Below are 16,725 nucleotides of genomic sequence, written 5' to 3'. Positions count from 1 at the left end.
CTATTCGCGCCAGGCCCTGTCCAGACGTCCGAGCGCGTCATTGATCGCAGCCTCGGGCACCGCCGCAAAACCGAGGACCAGCCCCGCACGCTGGTCCGCCGGCTCCTGCGAATCCGGCAACCAGTAGCTGCTCAGCCCGTTGATTTCGACATCGACCCTGGCGGCTTTATCGATCAGTTCACGCTCACGGGCCAAGGAGTCGACCGCGACCGTCAAGTGCAGCCCTGCCGCCACGCCCGGCAGATCGCCAACTCCGGCGATGTCCTGCGGCCACCCCGTCAATAAGGTGTTGCGTCGGCTCAACGCTGCGCGGCGCATGCGCCGGATGTGCCGTTGAAAGTGTCCGGCGGCCATGAATTCGGCCATCACCGCCTGGGTGCTGACCTCTGAATGTCGTACGTCTACCGCTCGACGCTGCGAAAACGCGTCCACCAGCGCCGGTGGCAGCACCAGATAACCCAGGCGCAAGGCCGGAAAGGCGACTTTGCCGAACGTTCCGACGTAGAGCACCCGTCCCTGCCGATCAAGTGCCGCCAGCGGCGCCAGGGGGGCGCCGCTGTAACGGTATTCACCGTCGTAGTCGTCCTCGACGATCCAGCCGTTGGCGCGCTCGGCCCAGGCCAGCAATTCCAGACGCCGCGCCAGGCTCATCACCACCCCCGTGGGGTATTGATGTGAAGGCGTCACATAGGCCAGGCGACAATCGCCCAACCCCGCCAACGCCTTGCAATCGATGCCCTCGTTGTCCACCGCCACGCCGTGCAATCGTGCGCCGGCCACCGCGAACGCATGACCCGCCGCGCGGTAGCCGGGGTTTTCAATTGCCACCCCGTCCCCCGGCTCCACCAGCAACTGCGCACAGAGGCTGATCCCCTGTTGCGCGCCACTGGTGATGACGATTTGCCCGGCAGTGCACTGCATGCCACGGGAACTGCGCAAATACGCGGCGATCATCCCGCGCAACCGCGCGTCCCCTTCAGGTGCGCCATAACACAGCTGTTGCAAATCCGGTTTACGCCAGAACGCCGCATTCAATTTGGCCCACACCTCGAACGGAAACAGATCGAACGCTGGCACGCCGACCCGAAAAGCCCGGGGCGGACCACTCGGCGGCGTTGGCAAATGGTTGTTTTCGACACGCTGTAGCGCACCGCTGTAGAGGCGCTTTTCAGGCGCTACCAGCGGCAAATCCAGCCATTGCTTCGACGCAGTCGCCGACCCTTTTTTCGTAGCTTTCTTGCCCGGCAATGACGCCTGGGGCAGTTGCGCGACATAAGTCCCGTCCCCCACCCGCCCCTCGATAAACCCTTCGGCGTAAAGCTGATCGTAGGCGCGCACCACACTGTTGCGAGAGATCACCAGCGCCGCCGCCAGGTCACGGCTGGCCGGCAACCGCGTGCCACTGGCCAGTCGCCCATCCAGCACCCTGGCCCGCAAGGCCTGGTAGAGCTGGCGGCTCAACCCCTGACGCCGGTCGAGTTCGATACCCGCCGGGTTGAAGGATAGGGACAGCGGCACATCCGTCATGAAAATGGACCCATGAAATTCGACGTTAATGGCTCTTACAACAGACCAATAGCCTGCCTAGGATGCAGACATCCGCCAAGGAATATTTCCATGTATACGCCCAATGGTTTCGCCTTCAATGATTTGCAAGCGCTGCAGCAACAGATCCTCGGTACCCGCCTCGCCCTGTTGGTCACCCATGGCGAACAGGGCCTGCAAGCCAGTCACCTGCCCTTGCTGCTGAACCCCGACGAGGGACCGAACGGCACCCTGTATGGCCATTTCGCCAAGGCCAATCCACAGTGGAAGGAACTGCAGGACGGTGCCGAAGCACTGGTTATCTTTGCCGGTGCCGAAGCCTATGTGAGCCCCGGGTTCTACCCGAGCAAGGCCGAGCACGGCAAAGTCGTGCCGACCTGGAACTACGTCGCCGTGCACGCCTATGGCAGCGCCGAAGTGTTCACCGATGCCGATCGCCTGCGCACGCTGGTCAGCGCCTTGACCGATCGACATGAAGCCGGTCGTGCGCAACCGTGGAAAGTCGCCGATGCACCCGCCGATTACATCGACGGCATGCTCAAGGCCATCGTCGGTTTCGCCCTGCCGATCCAGCGCCTGCAAGGCAAACGCAAGCTCAGCCAGAACCGCAATGCCGCCGATATCGCCGGCGTGCGCGAAGGGCTGGCTGCCAGCCCCGACGCACAGGACCAGGCCCTCGCCCACTTGATGCCCTGAGGAATGAACATGAGTCAGATCGAAATCCGCCCGGTCAACGCCGACGACCACGCCGCCTGGCTGCCGTTGTGGCAGGCTTACCTGCGCTTCTACAACAGCGAACTGCCGGACGTCGTCAGCCAAAGCACCTGGCAGCGCCTGCTCGACCCGAACGAACCGACCCACGCCGCCCTCGCCTGGGCTGACGGCAAAGCGGTAGGCATGGTGCATTTCATTTACCATCGTTCGAACTGGAGCATCGAAAACTCGTGCTACCTGCAGGACCTGCTGGTGGTACCGCAAACCCGAGGCACGGGCGTCGGCCGTCAGTTGATCGAATTTGTCTATGCCACCGCCAAGGCAGACGGCTGCTGCAAGGTGCATTGGTTGACCCACGAAACCAACGCCACGGCGATCCAGCTCTATGAGCGCATCGCCGAGCGTCCGGGTTTCATCCAGTTTCGCAAAGCCATTTAAGGTTCAAGGAGAACAGCATGACTTCACTCGCCGACTGGAAAGGCGTCCCGGCCCCGACCGTCCAACTGATCGAAGGGCGTTTCATCCGCCTGGAAAAACTCGACCCGGCGCGCCACGGCGACGACTTGTTCAAGGCCCTGCAAGGCCCGGGGGCCGACCCGAAACTCTGGGACTACCTGCCTTACGGTCCCTTCCCGGAGCGCAGCGTCTTCAACGACTGGCTGAACAACCACGCCGCCAGTAGCGATCCCTACTTCTTCAGCGTGATCGACCGCGCCAGCGGCGAGGTGCAAGGCATCCTCAGCCTGATGTCGATCGTCCCGGCCCAGGGCCGCATCGAAATTGGCCACGTGACCTTCGGCGCGCCGATGCAACGCTCCCCCAAAAGCACAGAGGCCGTCTATCTGCTGGCCAAGGAATCGTTCGCCCTCGGCTACCGGCGCCTGGAGTGGAAATGCAACAACGGCAACGCCCGCTCCAAGTACGCCGCCGAGCGCCTGGGTTTCAGTTTCGAAGGCGTCTTCCGCCAGCACATGGTGGTCAAGGGACAGAACCGCGATACCGCCTGGTATTCGATCATCGATTCGGAGTGGCCGGCGATTGGCGCAGGGTTCGAACGCTGGTTGAGCGACGAAAACCAGACGGCTTCGGGACAGGTCAAAGGCCTGGCGGAGTGTCGGGGGTAACACACCGGCGAGGGAGTGAAAACTCCCTCGCCTTGGCCGCTGCCCCTGACGCTCAGGCCTGCCTCAAGGCGCCCTCGAACGCAGGCGTCAACCCCGACAACTCCAGCTTGCGAACAAAGTCGCCGAGACGCTGCTGCCGGTAGGCGTCCACGTCCAGGTCACGGTAATCGTAGAAACCCTGGCCATCGCGCAGGCCATTGCGGCCGTTTTGCATATTGTCGGCGATCACCTGCGGCGACTCGAAACGTGGAGACAGCGCACCACTGAGATAACGCGAAGCGTAGTAGAGAATGTCGCCTCCACCCCAGTCGATGAACTCCAGCAGGCCCAGCACCGAGAAGCGCAAACCAAAGCCGACGCGCACCGCGGTGTCGATATCCTCGGCGCTGGCCACGCCCTCTTCCACCATCCGCGCCGCTTCGTTCATCGCCAGTGCCTGGATGCGCGGCACGATGTAGCCCGCCACCGGATTGCACACCACGGGCACCTTGCCGATGCGTTTGAGCAGTTGCAGCAGCCGCTCCACCACCTGGGGGCAGGTCGCTTCACTGCGGCTGACTTCCACCAGCGGCATCAGGTGCGCGGGATTGAGCCAGTGCGCGTTCACGAAGCGCTGAGGCCCGCTGACCATTTCGCTCAACTCGGTGACCAGGAAGGTCGAGGTGGTCGAGGCGATGATGGCCGTCGCCGGGACATGTTCGCTGACCCAGGCAAAGGTCTGCTGCTTGACCTCGATGACTTCCGGCACGGCTTCGAACACCAGGTCGCACACGTGCATGGCCTCGGCGGCCTCGGATCTGGACAACAGCGTCAACCGCGACAGCGCGATATCCGACTGCTCCGACTGGAGCACGCCGAGGCGTACCAGCATCTGCAGCTCGCCGCGCAGGTTGGTGCGCACCCGCTCGAAGTAGCCGTGGCGCTCATCCTCGGCGCGATCCTTGATGTCGATGAGGGTTACTGGCAGGCCCGCATGGATGAACGCCAGGGCAATGCCCTCGCCCATGCGGCCGGCGCCGACCACGGTGACTTGGGGCAGCGCGGCGCTCATCAGTTGTAACCCCTGGTCAGCAGTTCGGTCATCTGCGCCCGGCTCAGCGTGGCCAGACCCAGGTTTTCCAGGGTGCGGCCTTCGGCGTAGAGATCGCGCCCCGCAACGACCGAGGCAATGCTCAGCAGGCCTTGGGCAACCGGGGTCGGCACACCGGCCCAGCGGCCAACGGACACCAGGAAGGACAGGCCCAGGCGGGTGTCTTCGAGCATGTAGCGATGTTTTTGCAGGTCGATGTCTTCGCGCCAGTCGCCGCTGTCGGTGAGCTTGCCATGGGCACCGCGACCGTACATCCATTCCTCGCCAGCGCTGCTGTTGTAGTGATCAGCCAGCGGGAAGTGCGGCGCGCCGTAGGTCAATGCTTCGCGCACGGCCATGCGTTCGGCATCGAGCTGGTTGGTCACGCGGCGAATCGACGGTTGGGTGCCTTCGTTGTGAATGTCCCAGGCCTCGAAATGCTCCAGGGGACCGGCGTTCATCATGATCAGCGGCGGGTGGATGATGGGACCTGCGTTCATCAATGCACCGCTCAGGGCGTCTTCGATCGGCTCGATGCTCGGGTAGGCTTCACGCAGCACCGCAAAAGCATGCTCGGACAGGTGGCTGGGGAACACGCCAGTCGGCAGACGGCTGGCATAGCAACTGATCACCAGGTCACTGGCGCCATGCTTGCGCACCAGGTACGGCAGCGTGCCGGTCTCGGCGAAGGCGACCTTGCTGCGGTTGCCGGCGTCGGCCATGGCCTTGGCGAACACGTAGCTGCCAAAAGTGCCCGGTGGCAGGAACACCACCTGGCCGTCGCGCAGATGCGGCGCCACGTGTCTGGCCAAATCTTCGTGGGAGGTCGCTGGCAGCGGGATGATGATCAGCTGCGCGTCGGCCAGGGCTTCGTCCAGGTTGTCGGTCAGTGACAACTTGTCACCTGGATTGCCGACCGATAGCTGGCGAGTGCCGCGATAGTCCTTGATGGTCAGGCTGCCGATCGCCAGCAGCTCTTTGAGCGCAGCAGAATCGCGACGCCACAGGCGGGTCTGATGCCCCTTTTCAGCCATTTCGACAGCAGCGGCATAACAGCCGTGTCCACCACCCAGCACCGTAATCTTCATGGAGTCACTCCTCTTGTAAGAGACTCGATGCTAGCGAGTGGTGCCGCCGCAGGCTTATCCGATTGCGCAGCCGACTCACGGATTACGCAGGCGTCTCAATGTTTCTTGCGCCGCAAAGTGTCCGACGGCAGGCAGCCATAACGTTGACGATAGGCACTGGAAAAATGCCCGAAGCTGTTGATGCCGTGACGCAACAGGATATCGGTGACGGATTCGCAGCCCTTGCCCTGCTGCAGCGACTCGTGGATCACCGCCAGGCGCCGGTCGCGGATGTACTCAACGGGCGCTTGCTGGAGAAACTGCTTGAAGCCGTTTTGCAAGGTACGCACCGAGACACCACACAGCTCGCTCAGGGTCGCCAGGCTGATCGGTTGGTCGAGGTGCTCCTCGATGTAGTCGCGGGCCTTCTTCACGTGGTGCGGCAGCGGCGCGCGCGAATCGAGCAAGAGCTCCGCGCCGTAGTTATGCGGCAACTGGGTGAGCAATAGTTGCATCAGGTAGTCGGACAGGCCGCTGGCGAGGCGCGAACCGTCGACGCCGCTGCCGTAGAGCCGGCAGATGTAGTCCAGGGTGTGATAAAGGCTGACGATGCCGGCACGCCGATGATCGACGCTGACATCGAAGATCACCGCTTGGCGCAGGCTGCGACCGAGCAAGCGTTGCAATTGCATCTGCAGGGCATCACGGTCGATGCGCAGGATCAGGTTGCGGCACTCGCCATCGGTGACGATGCGGCTTTGCGCGAACGGCGAGGAAACGCTCAGGTAGCCCGACTGCATTGCCGCGCTGCGCCGACCGTGGGCCACTTCGCAATGCCCCTGCAAGGTGATGCGAAACAGGTACTGATCGGCAATGTCGCCGATCGTGATCTCCACCGGCGCGCCATAGCGCAGGTCGAGCAGCGCCGAAGTGCCGAAGAACACGCCGTTGAGCCGGGTATGAATGGGCTCGTCACGCAGCACGTTGAAGCTGTGCGGGCACAGGTAGTGGCTGACCTTGTCCTTGATCTCACGGTAATCGGCTGAACTGAGCAGGCTGTGCCGTTCCAGCAGGTGTACGTCATTCAACATCAGAGGCTCTCCTGACCTGAAGCGGATCAGCCCCGCTGCGTTGTACGGAGCGAGGCTGAAGCACCACTATGGACTATTTACTTCACGCCTGGGCAGGGTACTCCCGTGCATAGCTTTCGCGGAAACGGCGGCAGCCGTGCCATAGCAGCAGCACAGTCAACGCCGACGCCCCGCAGATCACCAGCGACATCGACGAACCTACCGCCGCGGGCGATCCGAAGTAGCGGTCGGTCAACAGCGCCACCAAGGTGGTGCCCAGGCCCAACCCCAGCAAATTGCTGATCAGCAGGAACACCGCCGAGACCTGTGCACGCACCTGGTTCGGCGCAAGAATCTGCATCGCCGCCGTGGACGCCGGCATCGGGAACGAGGCGAAGAACATCGCCGGCACCAGCAGGGTCACCGACAGCCACAGTTGATCAGCCTGGGGGAACAGCACGGCTGGCACCGCCATGCCGAGGGCGCCGATGACGCCGGTGCGCATCGCGGCATCCTGATGTCCTTTCCTGGCCAGGTAATCGGTGAGCCATCCACCGAACAGCACCCCGGCGGTGTTGGCCAATAGCAGTACGGTGCCGAGCATGTAGCCTGCTTCCATCGGCGACAGGCCGAACTTGCGGATATACAGCGCCGGGCTCCAGCTCATCATGCAGAACAGCACCATGGCGTAGAACGAAAAGCCCAGATAATGGCAGGCGAAGGTGGCACGGTGACGCCCGAGGAAACGCAGGCCGTCAGTCATCCCGACCTTCCTGGCCCTGCCCTGCGCATCGACCTGCAGGCCCTTGCGCGCCGGGTTACGCACGGTGAGCCAGATCAGCAGGCCGACCACGATGCCGGGCAGGCCGACAATGAAGAACGCCAGCTGCCAGGCTTTCATCGCACCGAGAAAGGCCACCTCGATGGTGTTCATGTCCTTGAGCATGGCGATCACATAGCCACCCACCAGGAAGGCCAGGCCGCCACCGACGAACGAACCGATCGAATAGATGCCGACTGCGCGGCCGAGTTTTTCCTTGGGGAACATGTCGCTGAACATCGAGTAGGCCGAGGGCGACAGGGCCGCTTCGCCGACGCCGACGCCAATGCGGGCGAGGAACATGTGCAGGAAGTTCTTGCTCAAGCCGCAGGCAGCCGTCGCCAGGCTCCAGAACACGACGCCGACGGCGATGATTTTCGGCCGGGAGAAACGGTCCGCCAGATAGGCGATGGGCATGCCCATGAAGGCATAGAACAACGAAAAGGCCAGCCCGTGAAGCAGGCTGAACTGAGTGTCGCTGATCTGCAGGTCGGCTTTGATCGGCTCGATCATCAGCGCCAGGATCTGTCGATCAACAAATGAAAAGATGTAGGCGATCATGCACAAACCGACCACGTACCACTCGTAGAGGTAGGTTTTCTTGTTTTGCAGGACCGTACTGTCGACCTGGATATTCACTAGTGTTTGCTCCTTCTGGAATCCGCTCATGGGCGCAGCGCGCCGGGTAACGGTGCACGGCGCGCCGACTGGAAAGTTGCAGGGCAGATGCAAAGGACAATGGGTTCGAACATGGTCAGGCCTCTTATTGTTATGGGGTCAAGCGCTGGCTGGACTGGACTTACCAGAACTTCCAGGTGTAGGTCGTGGCGACACGGAATTCGTTGTAGTCGTAGCCGTACTTCTGTTTCACATCGATGTTGCGCAGGTCCAGCCCGAGGCCTGCCAGCGCCCCGCTCTGTACCACGTAGCTGAGCCCCAGGAAACGTTCGCTTTCCTGATTGTCGCTCAGGTTGCCGCCACGGTCCCAGTTCGTGCCCTTGATGTAGCGGGTGTAGAGCTTCAGCCCTGGCATGCCCATGCCGGCAAAGTCATAGCTGTAGCGCGCCCCCCAGGACTTTTCATCCGGGCGGACAAACCCCAGTGACGACCAGTGCACCAGGTAAGGTTGCGGGATGTAGCCGTTCATCGTCGGGAACACACTGTCGCCGAGCATGCGCTGGTAACTGAGGCCAAACATGTGCGCCCCCTTGAGCAGGGTAAACAAGGCACCGTAGGAACGGTTGTCGATCTCACCGTTCAAGGCACTGCCGTCTTCATTGTTATTGAAGTAACGCAAGTCGGTCTTGAGTTTGTAGCCGTTACCCAGATCAGCCATGTGCATCAGACCGAAATAGTGCTGCTGATAAATGTCGTGCAACACGCCGTAGAAGTAACTGGCTTGCAAAGTCTTGGTAATGTCGTAAGTAACGCCGCCAAAATCCAGGCCGTCGCTGTCGAGATTATCGGTGGAGCCAAACTTGTAGAGTTTCTCGTGATTGGATGATTCGCGGGTCACCGCAGACCAGAAACGCCCGCCGGTCATCGTCAATCCGTCCACTTCCCTGGACTCGACCACAGCCCCTTGGTAGATGGTATCCAGTTGCCGGCTGGTGTCATCGAACGCCACCGGCAATTGCGGGCGAAGATCGCCGACCTTCAACTCGGTCTTGCTGTAGCGCATCTTGAAAGTGGCACCGGCGCGACTGTAGTCATCGGCCGTCTGCTGCTCGCTCACGCTGTAAGGCAACGAACCGTCATTGCCCGACGAATCCAGGCGCACGGCGTATTGCGCATCCACATCCAGGCCAATGGCCAAGGCCGTATCGGTGTAACCGGAGGTGAACTGCGCATCGAAACCCTGGGACCAACTGTGCACTTCGGAAACCGGCGCATTGGTATTGGTGTAGTTGCGATTCAAGTAAAAGTTACGCGTATCCACTTTGAAGTGACTGTCATCGATAACATCGGCCTGTGCGGCCAATGGCGAACAGATCATCCCCAACACGCTGGCAATACCGAGCCCTCGGCAAGACTGCTTTACCTGATACATCCAACATCTCCACATCTGTATGTGCCTGGGCACTGTATTTATAGGAGCAGTGTCAAACGAAACACAAAAACCGCTTTCTTGTTGTTATGGCGCCAGGCGAGCTCAATGGACAATCCACTACGACGACACGTCCGGGGTCTACGCAAGGTAAGCGAGTAGACGCCGCGCCGGTATCAAGATGAACAGCATCCGAAAGGGGGAAATCTCCAACCCGGCTAAAGGTTTCCCTTAGTCGGCCCGCAGGAGGAATGTGGTGCGCAGGCACGGCGGCGCTGCCACTCGATGCGTGGAGGCTGAAGGAACAAGGGGGTGAATGCGCAGGTTACGGGATTACAGAGTTTCTCCCGAAAAACGATCCCGGCTGTTGGTCAGGTGCAAGACCATCGCAGCCCGAGCCGCATCGGGATCCTGCCGCTTGATCGCGTTGAAAATAGCTTCATGTTCCCTGTTCGCCAGCTGCCCCAATTGCGCAAAGTCGGCGCCTCCACGTTCGTCACCCTTCACTTGGGTGCGAGGAATCATTGCATTGCCCAGGTGCTGCATGATCTCGGTGAAAAAGGTATTGCCGGTGGCCTCGGCAATGATCTGATGGAAGCGCTTGTCCTCCTCGACGCAACTGTCGTTGTTGGCCAGCGAAGCCTGGTAATCACTCAAGGCCTGGCGCATGCGAGCGAGCTGATCATCAGTCCTGCGCACCGCTGCCAGTGCAACAGCCTGCACCTCCAGGCCCAATCTCAGTTCGAGCATGCTCCTGACGCTTGCCACCGTATCCACATGCAGGCGCAGCCCTGGCTGCGATGGTTGCGCCAATACAAACGTGCCGATGCCGTGGCGTGTTTCTACCAGACCCGCCGCTTGCAGCTTAGAGATGGCCTCCCGGACAACGGTGCGGCTCACGCCATGCTCGAGAACGATGGTGGATTCCGAGGGCAGCTTTTCGCCTGGCTTCAATTGGCCGAGCAAAATGCGCTGGGTCAGCGCCTCGACCACGCCCTGGGCCAGGTTGGTAGAACGTCTACGGACAGGGATGCCGTTTTCAGTTTGCATAGGTTTTGAGTCCACGGAATTTCGCTCTTGAGAGCTTAACACCCGCGCGAACGTACTCCGCCGGACTTGATCAAAAATAGCGCCTACTTGTATGACAACACATCAATAAACTGAATCGCAGCTGCAGGCCTTTCCCTCCGACCAGCTTGCGAAAGCGCACCGAACCGCTCTACCTACAGGGCAAACACCCCAATAAACATAGGCTTTATAACCTGATGACTATTTTTCGCCGTCCATTACGTCAACAAAACGCAGCCCACCGCATTGCGATTCAGAAAAGCCACTTGTATGATGTCTATCAACACAAGGCGCACCACAGATCCCAACAAGCCGCCGGTGTCACGCTAAAACCCGCATAAAAATAATCAGTGGGAGAATTGAATTTTGAACAATTCAAGCAACGCATCCGTCGTTCCAGAAAGTGATTCAGATCTCGCGCGGGCCGTGAGCAAAGTAAACAGACATGTGCTCCCGCTTTTCGTGATCATGTTCATCCTCAACTACATCGACCGGGTCAATATCGGTTTCGTGCGCACGCACATGGAACATGACCTGGGTATCGGCGCTGCCGCCTACGGACTGGGCGCAGGCCTGTTCTTCATCGGCTACGCGCTGTTCGAAGTGCCCTCCAACATGCTGCTGCAAAAAGTCGGCGCACGTATCTGGCTGACCCGCATCATGTTCACCTGGGGCATCGTCGCCACGCTGATGGCGTTCATCCAGAACGAAACCCATTTCTACATCCTGCGATTTCTGCTGGGCGTGGCCGAAGCAGGCTTTTTTCCCGGCGTGATCTACTACTTCACCCGCTGGCTGCCAGGCGTGGAGCGCGGCAAAGCCATTGCCATTTTCCTCAGCGGTTCAGCCGTTGCTTCGCTGATTTCAGGCCCTCTCTCGGGCGCCCTGCTGCAGATCGAAGGTTTCGGTTTTCACGGCTGGCAGTGGATGTTCGCCATCGAAGGCCTGGCCTCTGTAGCCCTGGGCTTTTTCGTCTGGTTCTGGCTTGACTCAAAACCCCACGACGCCAAGTGGATGACGCGTGAAGAGCAAGATGCACTGGTCGGCGCCATCGATCAGGAACAACGCGAGCGCGAAGCACTGAGCACAGTGAAACCGACCCTTGGCAAGCTGCTCAAAGATCGTCAGATCCTGCTGTTTTGCGCCTTGTATTTCTGCATTCAACTGACGATCTACGCCGCAACCTTCTGGCTGCCCAGCATCATCAAGAAGATGGGAGACTTGAGCGACGTGCAGGTCGGGTTTTTCAACTCGATTCCCTGGCTGATCTCGATCATCGCCATGTACTCCTTCGCCACCCTGTCGAGCAAGTTCAAGTTCCAGCAAGCCTGGGTTGCCACCGCCCTGCTGATTGCTGCGGCCGGCATGTTCCTGTCCACCACCGGCGGGCCGATCTTTGCTTTCGTCGCCATCTGCTTCGCGGCCATCGGCTTCAAGTCGGCGTCTTCGCTGTTCTGGCCAATTCCCCAGGGCTACCTGGATGCACGTATCGCCGCCGCTGTCATCGCGCTGATCAACTCGATCGGCAACCTGGGCGGCTTCGTGGCACCGACAACCTTCGGTTTCCTGGAGCAGACCACCGGGTCGATCCAGGGCGGCCTCTATGGCCTGGCCGGCACTTCGGTGCTCGCCGCGATCCTGGTGTTTTTCGCCAGGACTGCGCCGAAAGCATCCTCCCTGCTGACGCCGCCAACCACCGCTGCAACGGGTGCGACCCTGAGCAAATCCCACTGATCCCCTTGATCCCTGAACGACCATATTTCGCAGGAATTTGCCATGAACGCTGAACATGCCGCCAACACCACCCAGTCCCCTGTCGTCACCAGTTTCCAGGTCATCCCCGTCGCGGGGCACGACAGCATGCTGCTCAACCTGAGCGGTGCCCACGGGCCATTCTTTACCCGCAACATTGTCATTCTCAAGGACAGTTCCGGTAACACTGGCGTGGGCGAAGTACCGGGTGGCGAACGCATCCGCGAAACGCTCGAAGACGCTCGCAGCCTGGTGATCGGCCAGCCCATTGGCCAGTACCAACGCATCCTCAACCAGATGCGCAGCACCTTTGCATCCCGTGATGCGGCGGGTCGCGGCCTGCAAACCTTTGACCTGCGGATCACTATCCATGCGGTGACCGCGATGGAAGCCGCGCTGCTCGACCTGCTGGGTCAGTTCCTCGAGGTGCCGGTGGCAGCATTGCTGGGCGAAGGGCAGCAACGCGATGCAGTGAAAATGCTCGGCTACCTGTTCTACATCGGCGACCGCAATGTCACGGACCTGGCCTACCGCAACGAGCCCGACGCTGAAGACGAGTGGTTCCGGCTACGCCACGAGAAAGCCATGAGCGCCGAGGCGGTCGTGCGCCTGGCTGAAGCTGCAAAGGCCAAATACGGCTTCAACGACTTCAAGCTCAAGGGTGGCGTACTGAGCGGCGATGAAGAAATCGAAGCGGTCACCGCCCTGGCTGAACGCTTTTGCGACGCACGCATCACCCTTGACCCGAATGGCGCCTGGTCGCTCAAGGAAGCCATCCGCCTGTGCCGGGACCAGCATCATGTCCTCGCCTACGCCGAGGACCCGTGCGGTGCTGAAAATGGCTACTCAGGGCGCGAAGTGATGGCCGAGTTCCGCCGTGCCACGGGCCTGAAAACCGCGACCAACATGATCGCCACCGACTGGCGCGAAATGGGCCACGCCATTCAATTGCAATCGGTCGACATCCCACTTGCCGACCCGCACTTCTGGACCATGCAGGGCTCGGTTCGTGTGGCCCAGATGTGTCACGAATGGGGCCTGACCTGGGGCTCTCATTCCAACAATCACTTCGATATCTCCCTGGCCATGTTCACTCAAGTAGCGGCCGCCGCACCGGGTGAGATCACCGCGATCGACACGCACTGGATCTGGCAGGATGGCCAGCGCCTGACCAGGGAGCCGCTGAAAATCGAAGGTGGCTACGTCAAGGTGCCGACCCGGCACGGCCTGGGGGTAGACATCGACATGGACGCCGTGGCCAAGGCGCACGAACTCTACAAAGGCATGGGCCTGGGTGCGCGGGATGACAGCGTCGCGATGCAGTTCCTGATTCCTGGCTGGAGCTTCAACAACAAGCAACCTTGCCTGGTGCGCTGATCGTTGGGGGCACCCAAGGTGCCCCACCCCTGCGCCACATTGTTTACACATAGGCGTATCTGTCGTAGCTCGGTAAACTGGCCGCCAAGCTTGTCGGGGTAATTTTTTTCAATTCAGGAATAAACGTGGCCAAATCTATTGAGGACAATGCGCCTCTCGAGTCCTTTTCTCTCGAGAGCCCCTCCCCCCTGTATGCGCGGGTCAAGCAAATCATCATGCAGAAGATCCGCTCCGGTGCCTGGCTACCCAATTCCAAGGTTCCGTCTGAAAGCGAATTGCTGAATTTGCTGGGGGTCAGTCGCATGACCATCAACCGCGCATTGCGCGAACTGACCATCGAAGGCGCGCTGGTGCGCATGCAAGGGGTTGGCACCTTCGTGGCGGAGCCCAAGGGGCATGCCGCGCTGTTCGAGATCCACAACATCGCAGAAGAAATCGAGGCCCGGGGTCATGAGCATCGCTGCGAAGTGATCGTGCTTGAGGAGATGCCGGAACGGGCCCGCGCGTCCATGCCCTTCCCCCTGGAGGGGGTCAAGCGCCTGTTCCATTCGGTGGTGGTGCACCACGAGAATGGCGTGCCGGTGCAGATTGAAGAACGCTTCGTCAATGCCGAGGTCGCACCCGCTTACTTGCAGCAGGACTTTACCAAGGTCACGCCCTACGCCTATCTGATCCAGCTGGCCCCGCTGACCGAAGGCGAACACGTGGTCGAGTCGATCCATGCCAAATCTGCGGAATGCAAGCTGTTGCAAATAAAACGGTACGAGCCGTGCCTGTTGATTCGCCGCCGTACCTGGGCCGCCAAAGGCCAGGTCGGCTGTGCGCGACTGGTCTATCCGGGTTCGCGTTATCGCCTGGAAGGCAAGTTCGGCAGCTGATTCATCCGTCGAGCGGCCCCCGCTTGCCGCTCGACAAGGCTGCTGTTGCAGACACCCTGCAGGGGCTGTTACTGCCAGGGCCAAATATGGCAAAAAAGTGACAACCCAGCGTTTCTTTTCGCACAAAAGTGTTACGGGATGCTCACCGCCGCAGCAAACCCTTGCAAAGTTGCAACAGAATTTTCGTGCTTCTTTGCATTTCCCTCTTTTTCTTGTTTTTGTTAACTAACTGTTTTAATTCAATTTTTATTCGATTCTGAATTGCGCTGCATCCGTTCAGAACGATTTTGGCCCTTCACTTGCATTCACTTGTACATACAGGTTGGTATAAGCATACATGTACATCCTTGTTTGCCGATGCCACGCCACTGACCGCTGAATGAGGAGATGACCATGACGACCAAGACCCCACGCTTTCGTGACGTTGAAATCCGCGCTGCCCGCGGTAACACGCTGACCGCCAAGAGCTGGCTGACCGAAGCGCCGCTGCGCATGCTGATGAACAACCTCGACCCTGAAGTCGCCGAGAACCCTAAGGAACTGGTGGTTTATGGCGGTATCGGTCGGGCGGCGCGTAACTGGGAGTGCTACGACAAGATCGTCGAGAGCCTGACCAACCTGAACGACGACGAGACCCTGCTGGTGCAATCCGGCAAGCCGGTCGGCGTGYTCAAGACCCACGCCAACGCCCCGCGCGTACTGATCGCCAACTCCAACCTGGTGCCGCACTGGGCGAGCTGGGAGCACTTCAACGAACTCGACGCCAAGGGCCTGGCCATGTACGGCCAGATGACCGCCGGCAGCTGGATCTACATCGGCAGCCAGGGCATCGTCCAGGGCACCTACGAAACCTTCGTCGAGGCCGGTCGCCAGCACTACAACGATGACCTCAAAGGCAAGTGGGTACTGACCGCCGGCCTGGGCGGCATGGGTGGCGCCCAGCCTCTGGCTGCGACACTGGCCGGTGCCTGCTCGCTGAACATCGAATGCCAGCAGGTGAGCATCGATTTCCGCCTGAAAAGCCGTTATGTCGACGAGCAAGCCAAGGATCTCGACGACGCGCTGGCCCGCATCGCCAAGTACACCAAAGAAGGCAAGGCGATCTCCATCGCCCTGCTCGGCAACGCCGCTGAAATCCTCCCGGAACTGGTCAAGCGCGGCGTGCGCCCGGACATGGTCACCGACCAGACCAGCGCCCACGACCCGCTCAACGGCTACCTGCCGGCCGGCTGGACCTGGGACGAATACCGCGCGCGCGCCAAGACCGAGCCGGCTGCCGTGATCAAGGCCGCCAAGCAATCGATGGCCGTGCACGTCAAGGCGATGCTCGACTTCCAGAAAATGGGCGTACCGACCTTCGACTACGGCAACAACATCCGCCAGATGGCCCAGGAAGAAGGCGTGGAAAACGCCTTCGACTTCCCGGGTTTCGTACCGGCCTACATCCGTCCGCTGTTCTGCCGCGGTATCGGCCCGTTCCGTTGGGCGGCGCTGTCGGGCAACGCCGAAGACATCTACAAGACCGACGCCAAGGTCAAGGAACTGATCCCGGACGACGCCCACCTGCACAACTGGCTGGACATGGCCCGCGAGCGCATCAGCTTCCAGGGGCTGCCGGCCCGTATCTGCTGGGTGGGCCTGGGCCTGCGCGCCAAGCTGGGCCTGGCGTTCAACGAAATGGTGCGCAGCGGTGAGCTGTCGGCGCCGATCGTGATCGGTCGCGACCACCTGGACTCCGGTTCCGTAGCAAGCCCGAACCGCGAAACCGAATCGATGCAGGACGGTTCCGATGCCGTGTCCGACTGGCCACTGCTCAACGCCCTGCTCAACACCGCGAGCGGCGCGACCTGGGTGTCGCTGCACCACGGCGGCGGCGTCGGCATGGGCTTCTCCCAGCACTCGGGCATGGTGATTGTCTGCGACGGTACCGATGAAGCGGCCGAGCGAATCGCTCGCGTGCTGCACAACGACCCGGCGACCGGCGTGATGCGTCATGCCGATGCCGGTTACCAGATCGCCATCGACTGCGCCAGGGAGCAGGGGCTGAACCTGCCGATGATCACCGGCAAATAACGCATTAGCCCACCCTGTAGGAGCTGGCTTGCCAGCGAATGACGCACCCAGGTGTGTCAGGAAAGACGCCTTCGCGAGCAAGCTCGCGCCTACAGGGGTGCACAACCCGCAATGACTATCC

The 16,725-nt window shown here is 60.8% G+C and carries 14 protein-coding genes; 7 read left to right on the top strand and 7 right to left on the bottom strand.

Features of this window, described 5'->3' with window-relative positions:
- Complete coding sequence (pdxR, locus tag BKX96_RS03480; RefSeq protein ID WP_077182705.1) at positions 1-1,527, bottom strand: MocR-like pyridoxine biosynthesis transcription factor PdxR; 1,527 nt, start codon at positions 1,525-1,527, stop codon at positions 1-3.
- Positions 1,528-1,617: 90 nt separating this feature from the next.
- Between pdxR and BKX96_RS03475 the strand changes: the two genes are divergently transcribed.
- The 3 genes from BKX96_RS03475 to BKX96_RS03465 are packed head-to-tail and all read left to right on the top strand — an operon-like array spanning position 1,618 to position 3,383.
- Positions 1,618-2,241, top strand: a complete 624-nt coding sequence (locus tag BKX96_RS03475) for an FMN-binding negative transcriptional regulator (RefSeq protein WP_046815600.1) — start codon at positions 1,618-1,620, stop codon at positions 2,239-2,241.
- Between the two features lie 9 nt (positions 2,242-2,250).
- Entirely contained in the window at positions 2,251-2,697 is a 447-nt protein-coding gene (locus BKX96_RS03470; protein ID WP_046815601.1) for a GNAT family N-acetyltransferase, read from the top strand.
- Between the two features lie 17 nt (positions 2,698-2,714).
- On the top strand, positions 2,715-3,383 hold the full coding sequence (locus tag BKX96_RS03465; protein WP_046815602.1) for a GNAT family N-acetyltransferase: 669 nt from the start codon (positions 2,715-2,717) through the stop codon (positions 3,381-3,383).
- A 52-nt stretch (positions 3,384-3,435) separates the two neighbouring features.
- On the opposite strand, the gene BKX96_RS03460 is transcribed toward BKX96_RS03465, so the two are convergent.
- The 6 genes from BKX96_RS03460 to BKX96_RS03435 form a co-directional block, all read right to left on the bottom strand.
- On the bottom strand, positions 3,436-4,434 hold the full coding sequence (locus tag BKX96_RS03460) for a 3-hydroxybutyryl-CoA dehydrogenase (protein WP_046815603.1): 999 nt from the start codon (positions 4,432-4,434) through the stop codon (positions 3,436-3,438).
- Entirely contained in the window at positions 4,434-5,540 is a 1,107-nt protein-coding gene (locus tag BKX96_RS03455) for an NAD/NADP-dependent octopine/nopaline dehydrogenase family protein (RefSeq protein ID WP_046815604.1), read from the bottom strand. The genes BKX96_RS03460 and BKX96_RS03455 overlap by 1 nt, the downstream gene beginning before the upstream one ends.
- Before the next feature lie 95 nt (positions 5,541-5,635).
- Positions 5,636-6,610: an AraC family transcriptional regulator gene (locus tag BKX96_RS03450; RefSeq protein WP_046815605.1), complete on the bottom strand. Its 975-nt coding sequence runs from the start codon at positions 6,608-6,610 to the stop codon at positions 5,636-5,638.
- Positions 6,611-6,692: 82 nt separating this feature from the next.
- Positions 6,693-8,048, bottom strand: coding sequence for a spinster family MFS transporter (locus BKX96_RS03445; RefSeq protein WP_077182704.1), 1,356 nt, complete (start codon positions 8,046-8,048; stop codon positions 6,693-6,695).
- 160 nt (positions 8,049-8,208) lie between these two features.
- On the bottom strand, positions 8,209-9,459 hold the full coding sequence (locus BKX96_RS03440; protein WP_077182703.1) for an OprD family outer membrane porin: 1,251 nt from the start codon (positions 9,457-9,459) through the stop codon (positions 8,209-8,211).
- Positions 9,460-9,789: 330 nt separating this feature from the next.
- Positions 9,790-10,506: a FadR/GntR family transcriptional regulator gene (locus BKX96_RS03435; protein ID WP_077182702.1), complete on the bottom strand. Its 717-nt coding sequence runs from the start codon at positions 10,504-10,506 to the stop codon at positions 9,790-9,792.
- A gap of 384 nt (positions 10,507-10,890) precedes the next feature.
- Between BKX96_RS03435 and BKX96_RS03430 the strand changes: the two genes are divergently transcribed.
- The 4 genes from BKX96_RS03430 to hutU all read left to right on the top strand — a co-directional run bounded on the left by BKX96_RS03430 (position 10,891) and on the right by hutU (position 16,604).
- Positions 10,891-12,258, top strand: a complete 1,368-nt coding sequence (locus tag BKX96_RS03430) for an MFS transporter (protein ID WP_077182701.1) — start codon at positions 10,891-10,893, stop codon at positions 12,256-12,258.
- 42 nt (positions 12,259-12,300) lie between these two features.
- On the top strand, positions 12,301-13,653 hold the full coding sequence (gene gudD, locus BKX96_RS03425) for a glucarate dehydratase (protein WP_046815610.1): 1,353 nt from the start codon (positions 12,301-12,303) through the stop codon (positions 13,651-13,653).
- A gap of 125 nt (positions 13,654-13,778) precedes the next feature.
- Positions 13,779-14,531 carry a histidine utilization transcriptional repressor HutC gene (hutC, locus tag BKX96_RS03420; RefSeq protein WP_046815611.1) on the top strand — a complete coding sequence of 251 codons (753 nt, stop codon included), beginning with the start codon at positions 13,779-13,781 and terminating at the stop codon, positions 14,529-14,531.
- A gap of 393 nt (positions 14,532-14,924) precedes the next feature.
- A complete protein-coding gene (gene hutU / locus BKX96_RS03415; protein ID WP_077182700.1) occupies positions 14,925-16,604 on the top strand; it encodes a urocanate hydratase in 1,680 nt (559 codons plus the stop codon).
- Positions 16,605-16,725: the final 121 nt, after the last annotated feature.

The organism is Pseudomonas putida (genome assembly GCF_001976065.1).
GTDB classification, from domain to species: domain Bacteria; phylum Pseudomonadota; class Gammaproteobacteria; order Pseudomonadales; family Pseudomonadaceae; genus Aquipseudomonas; species Aquipseudomonas serbica.
Note: the sequence above shows the minus strand (reverse complement) of the source record. Positions and strands in the feature narration are given on the sequence as shown.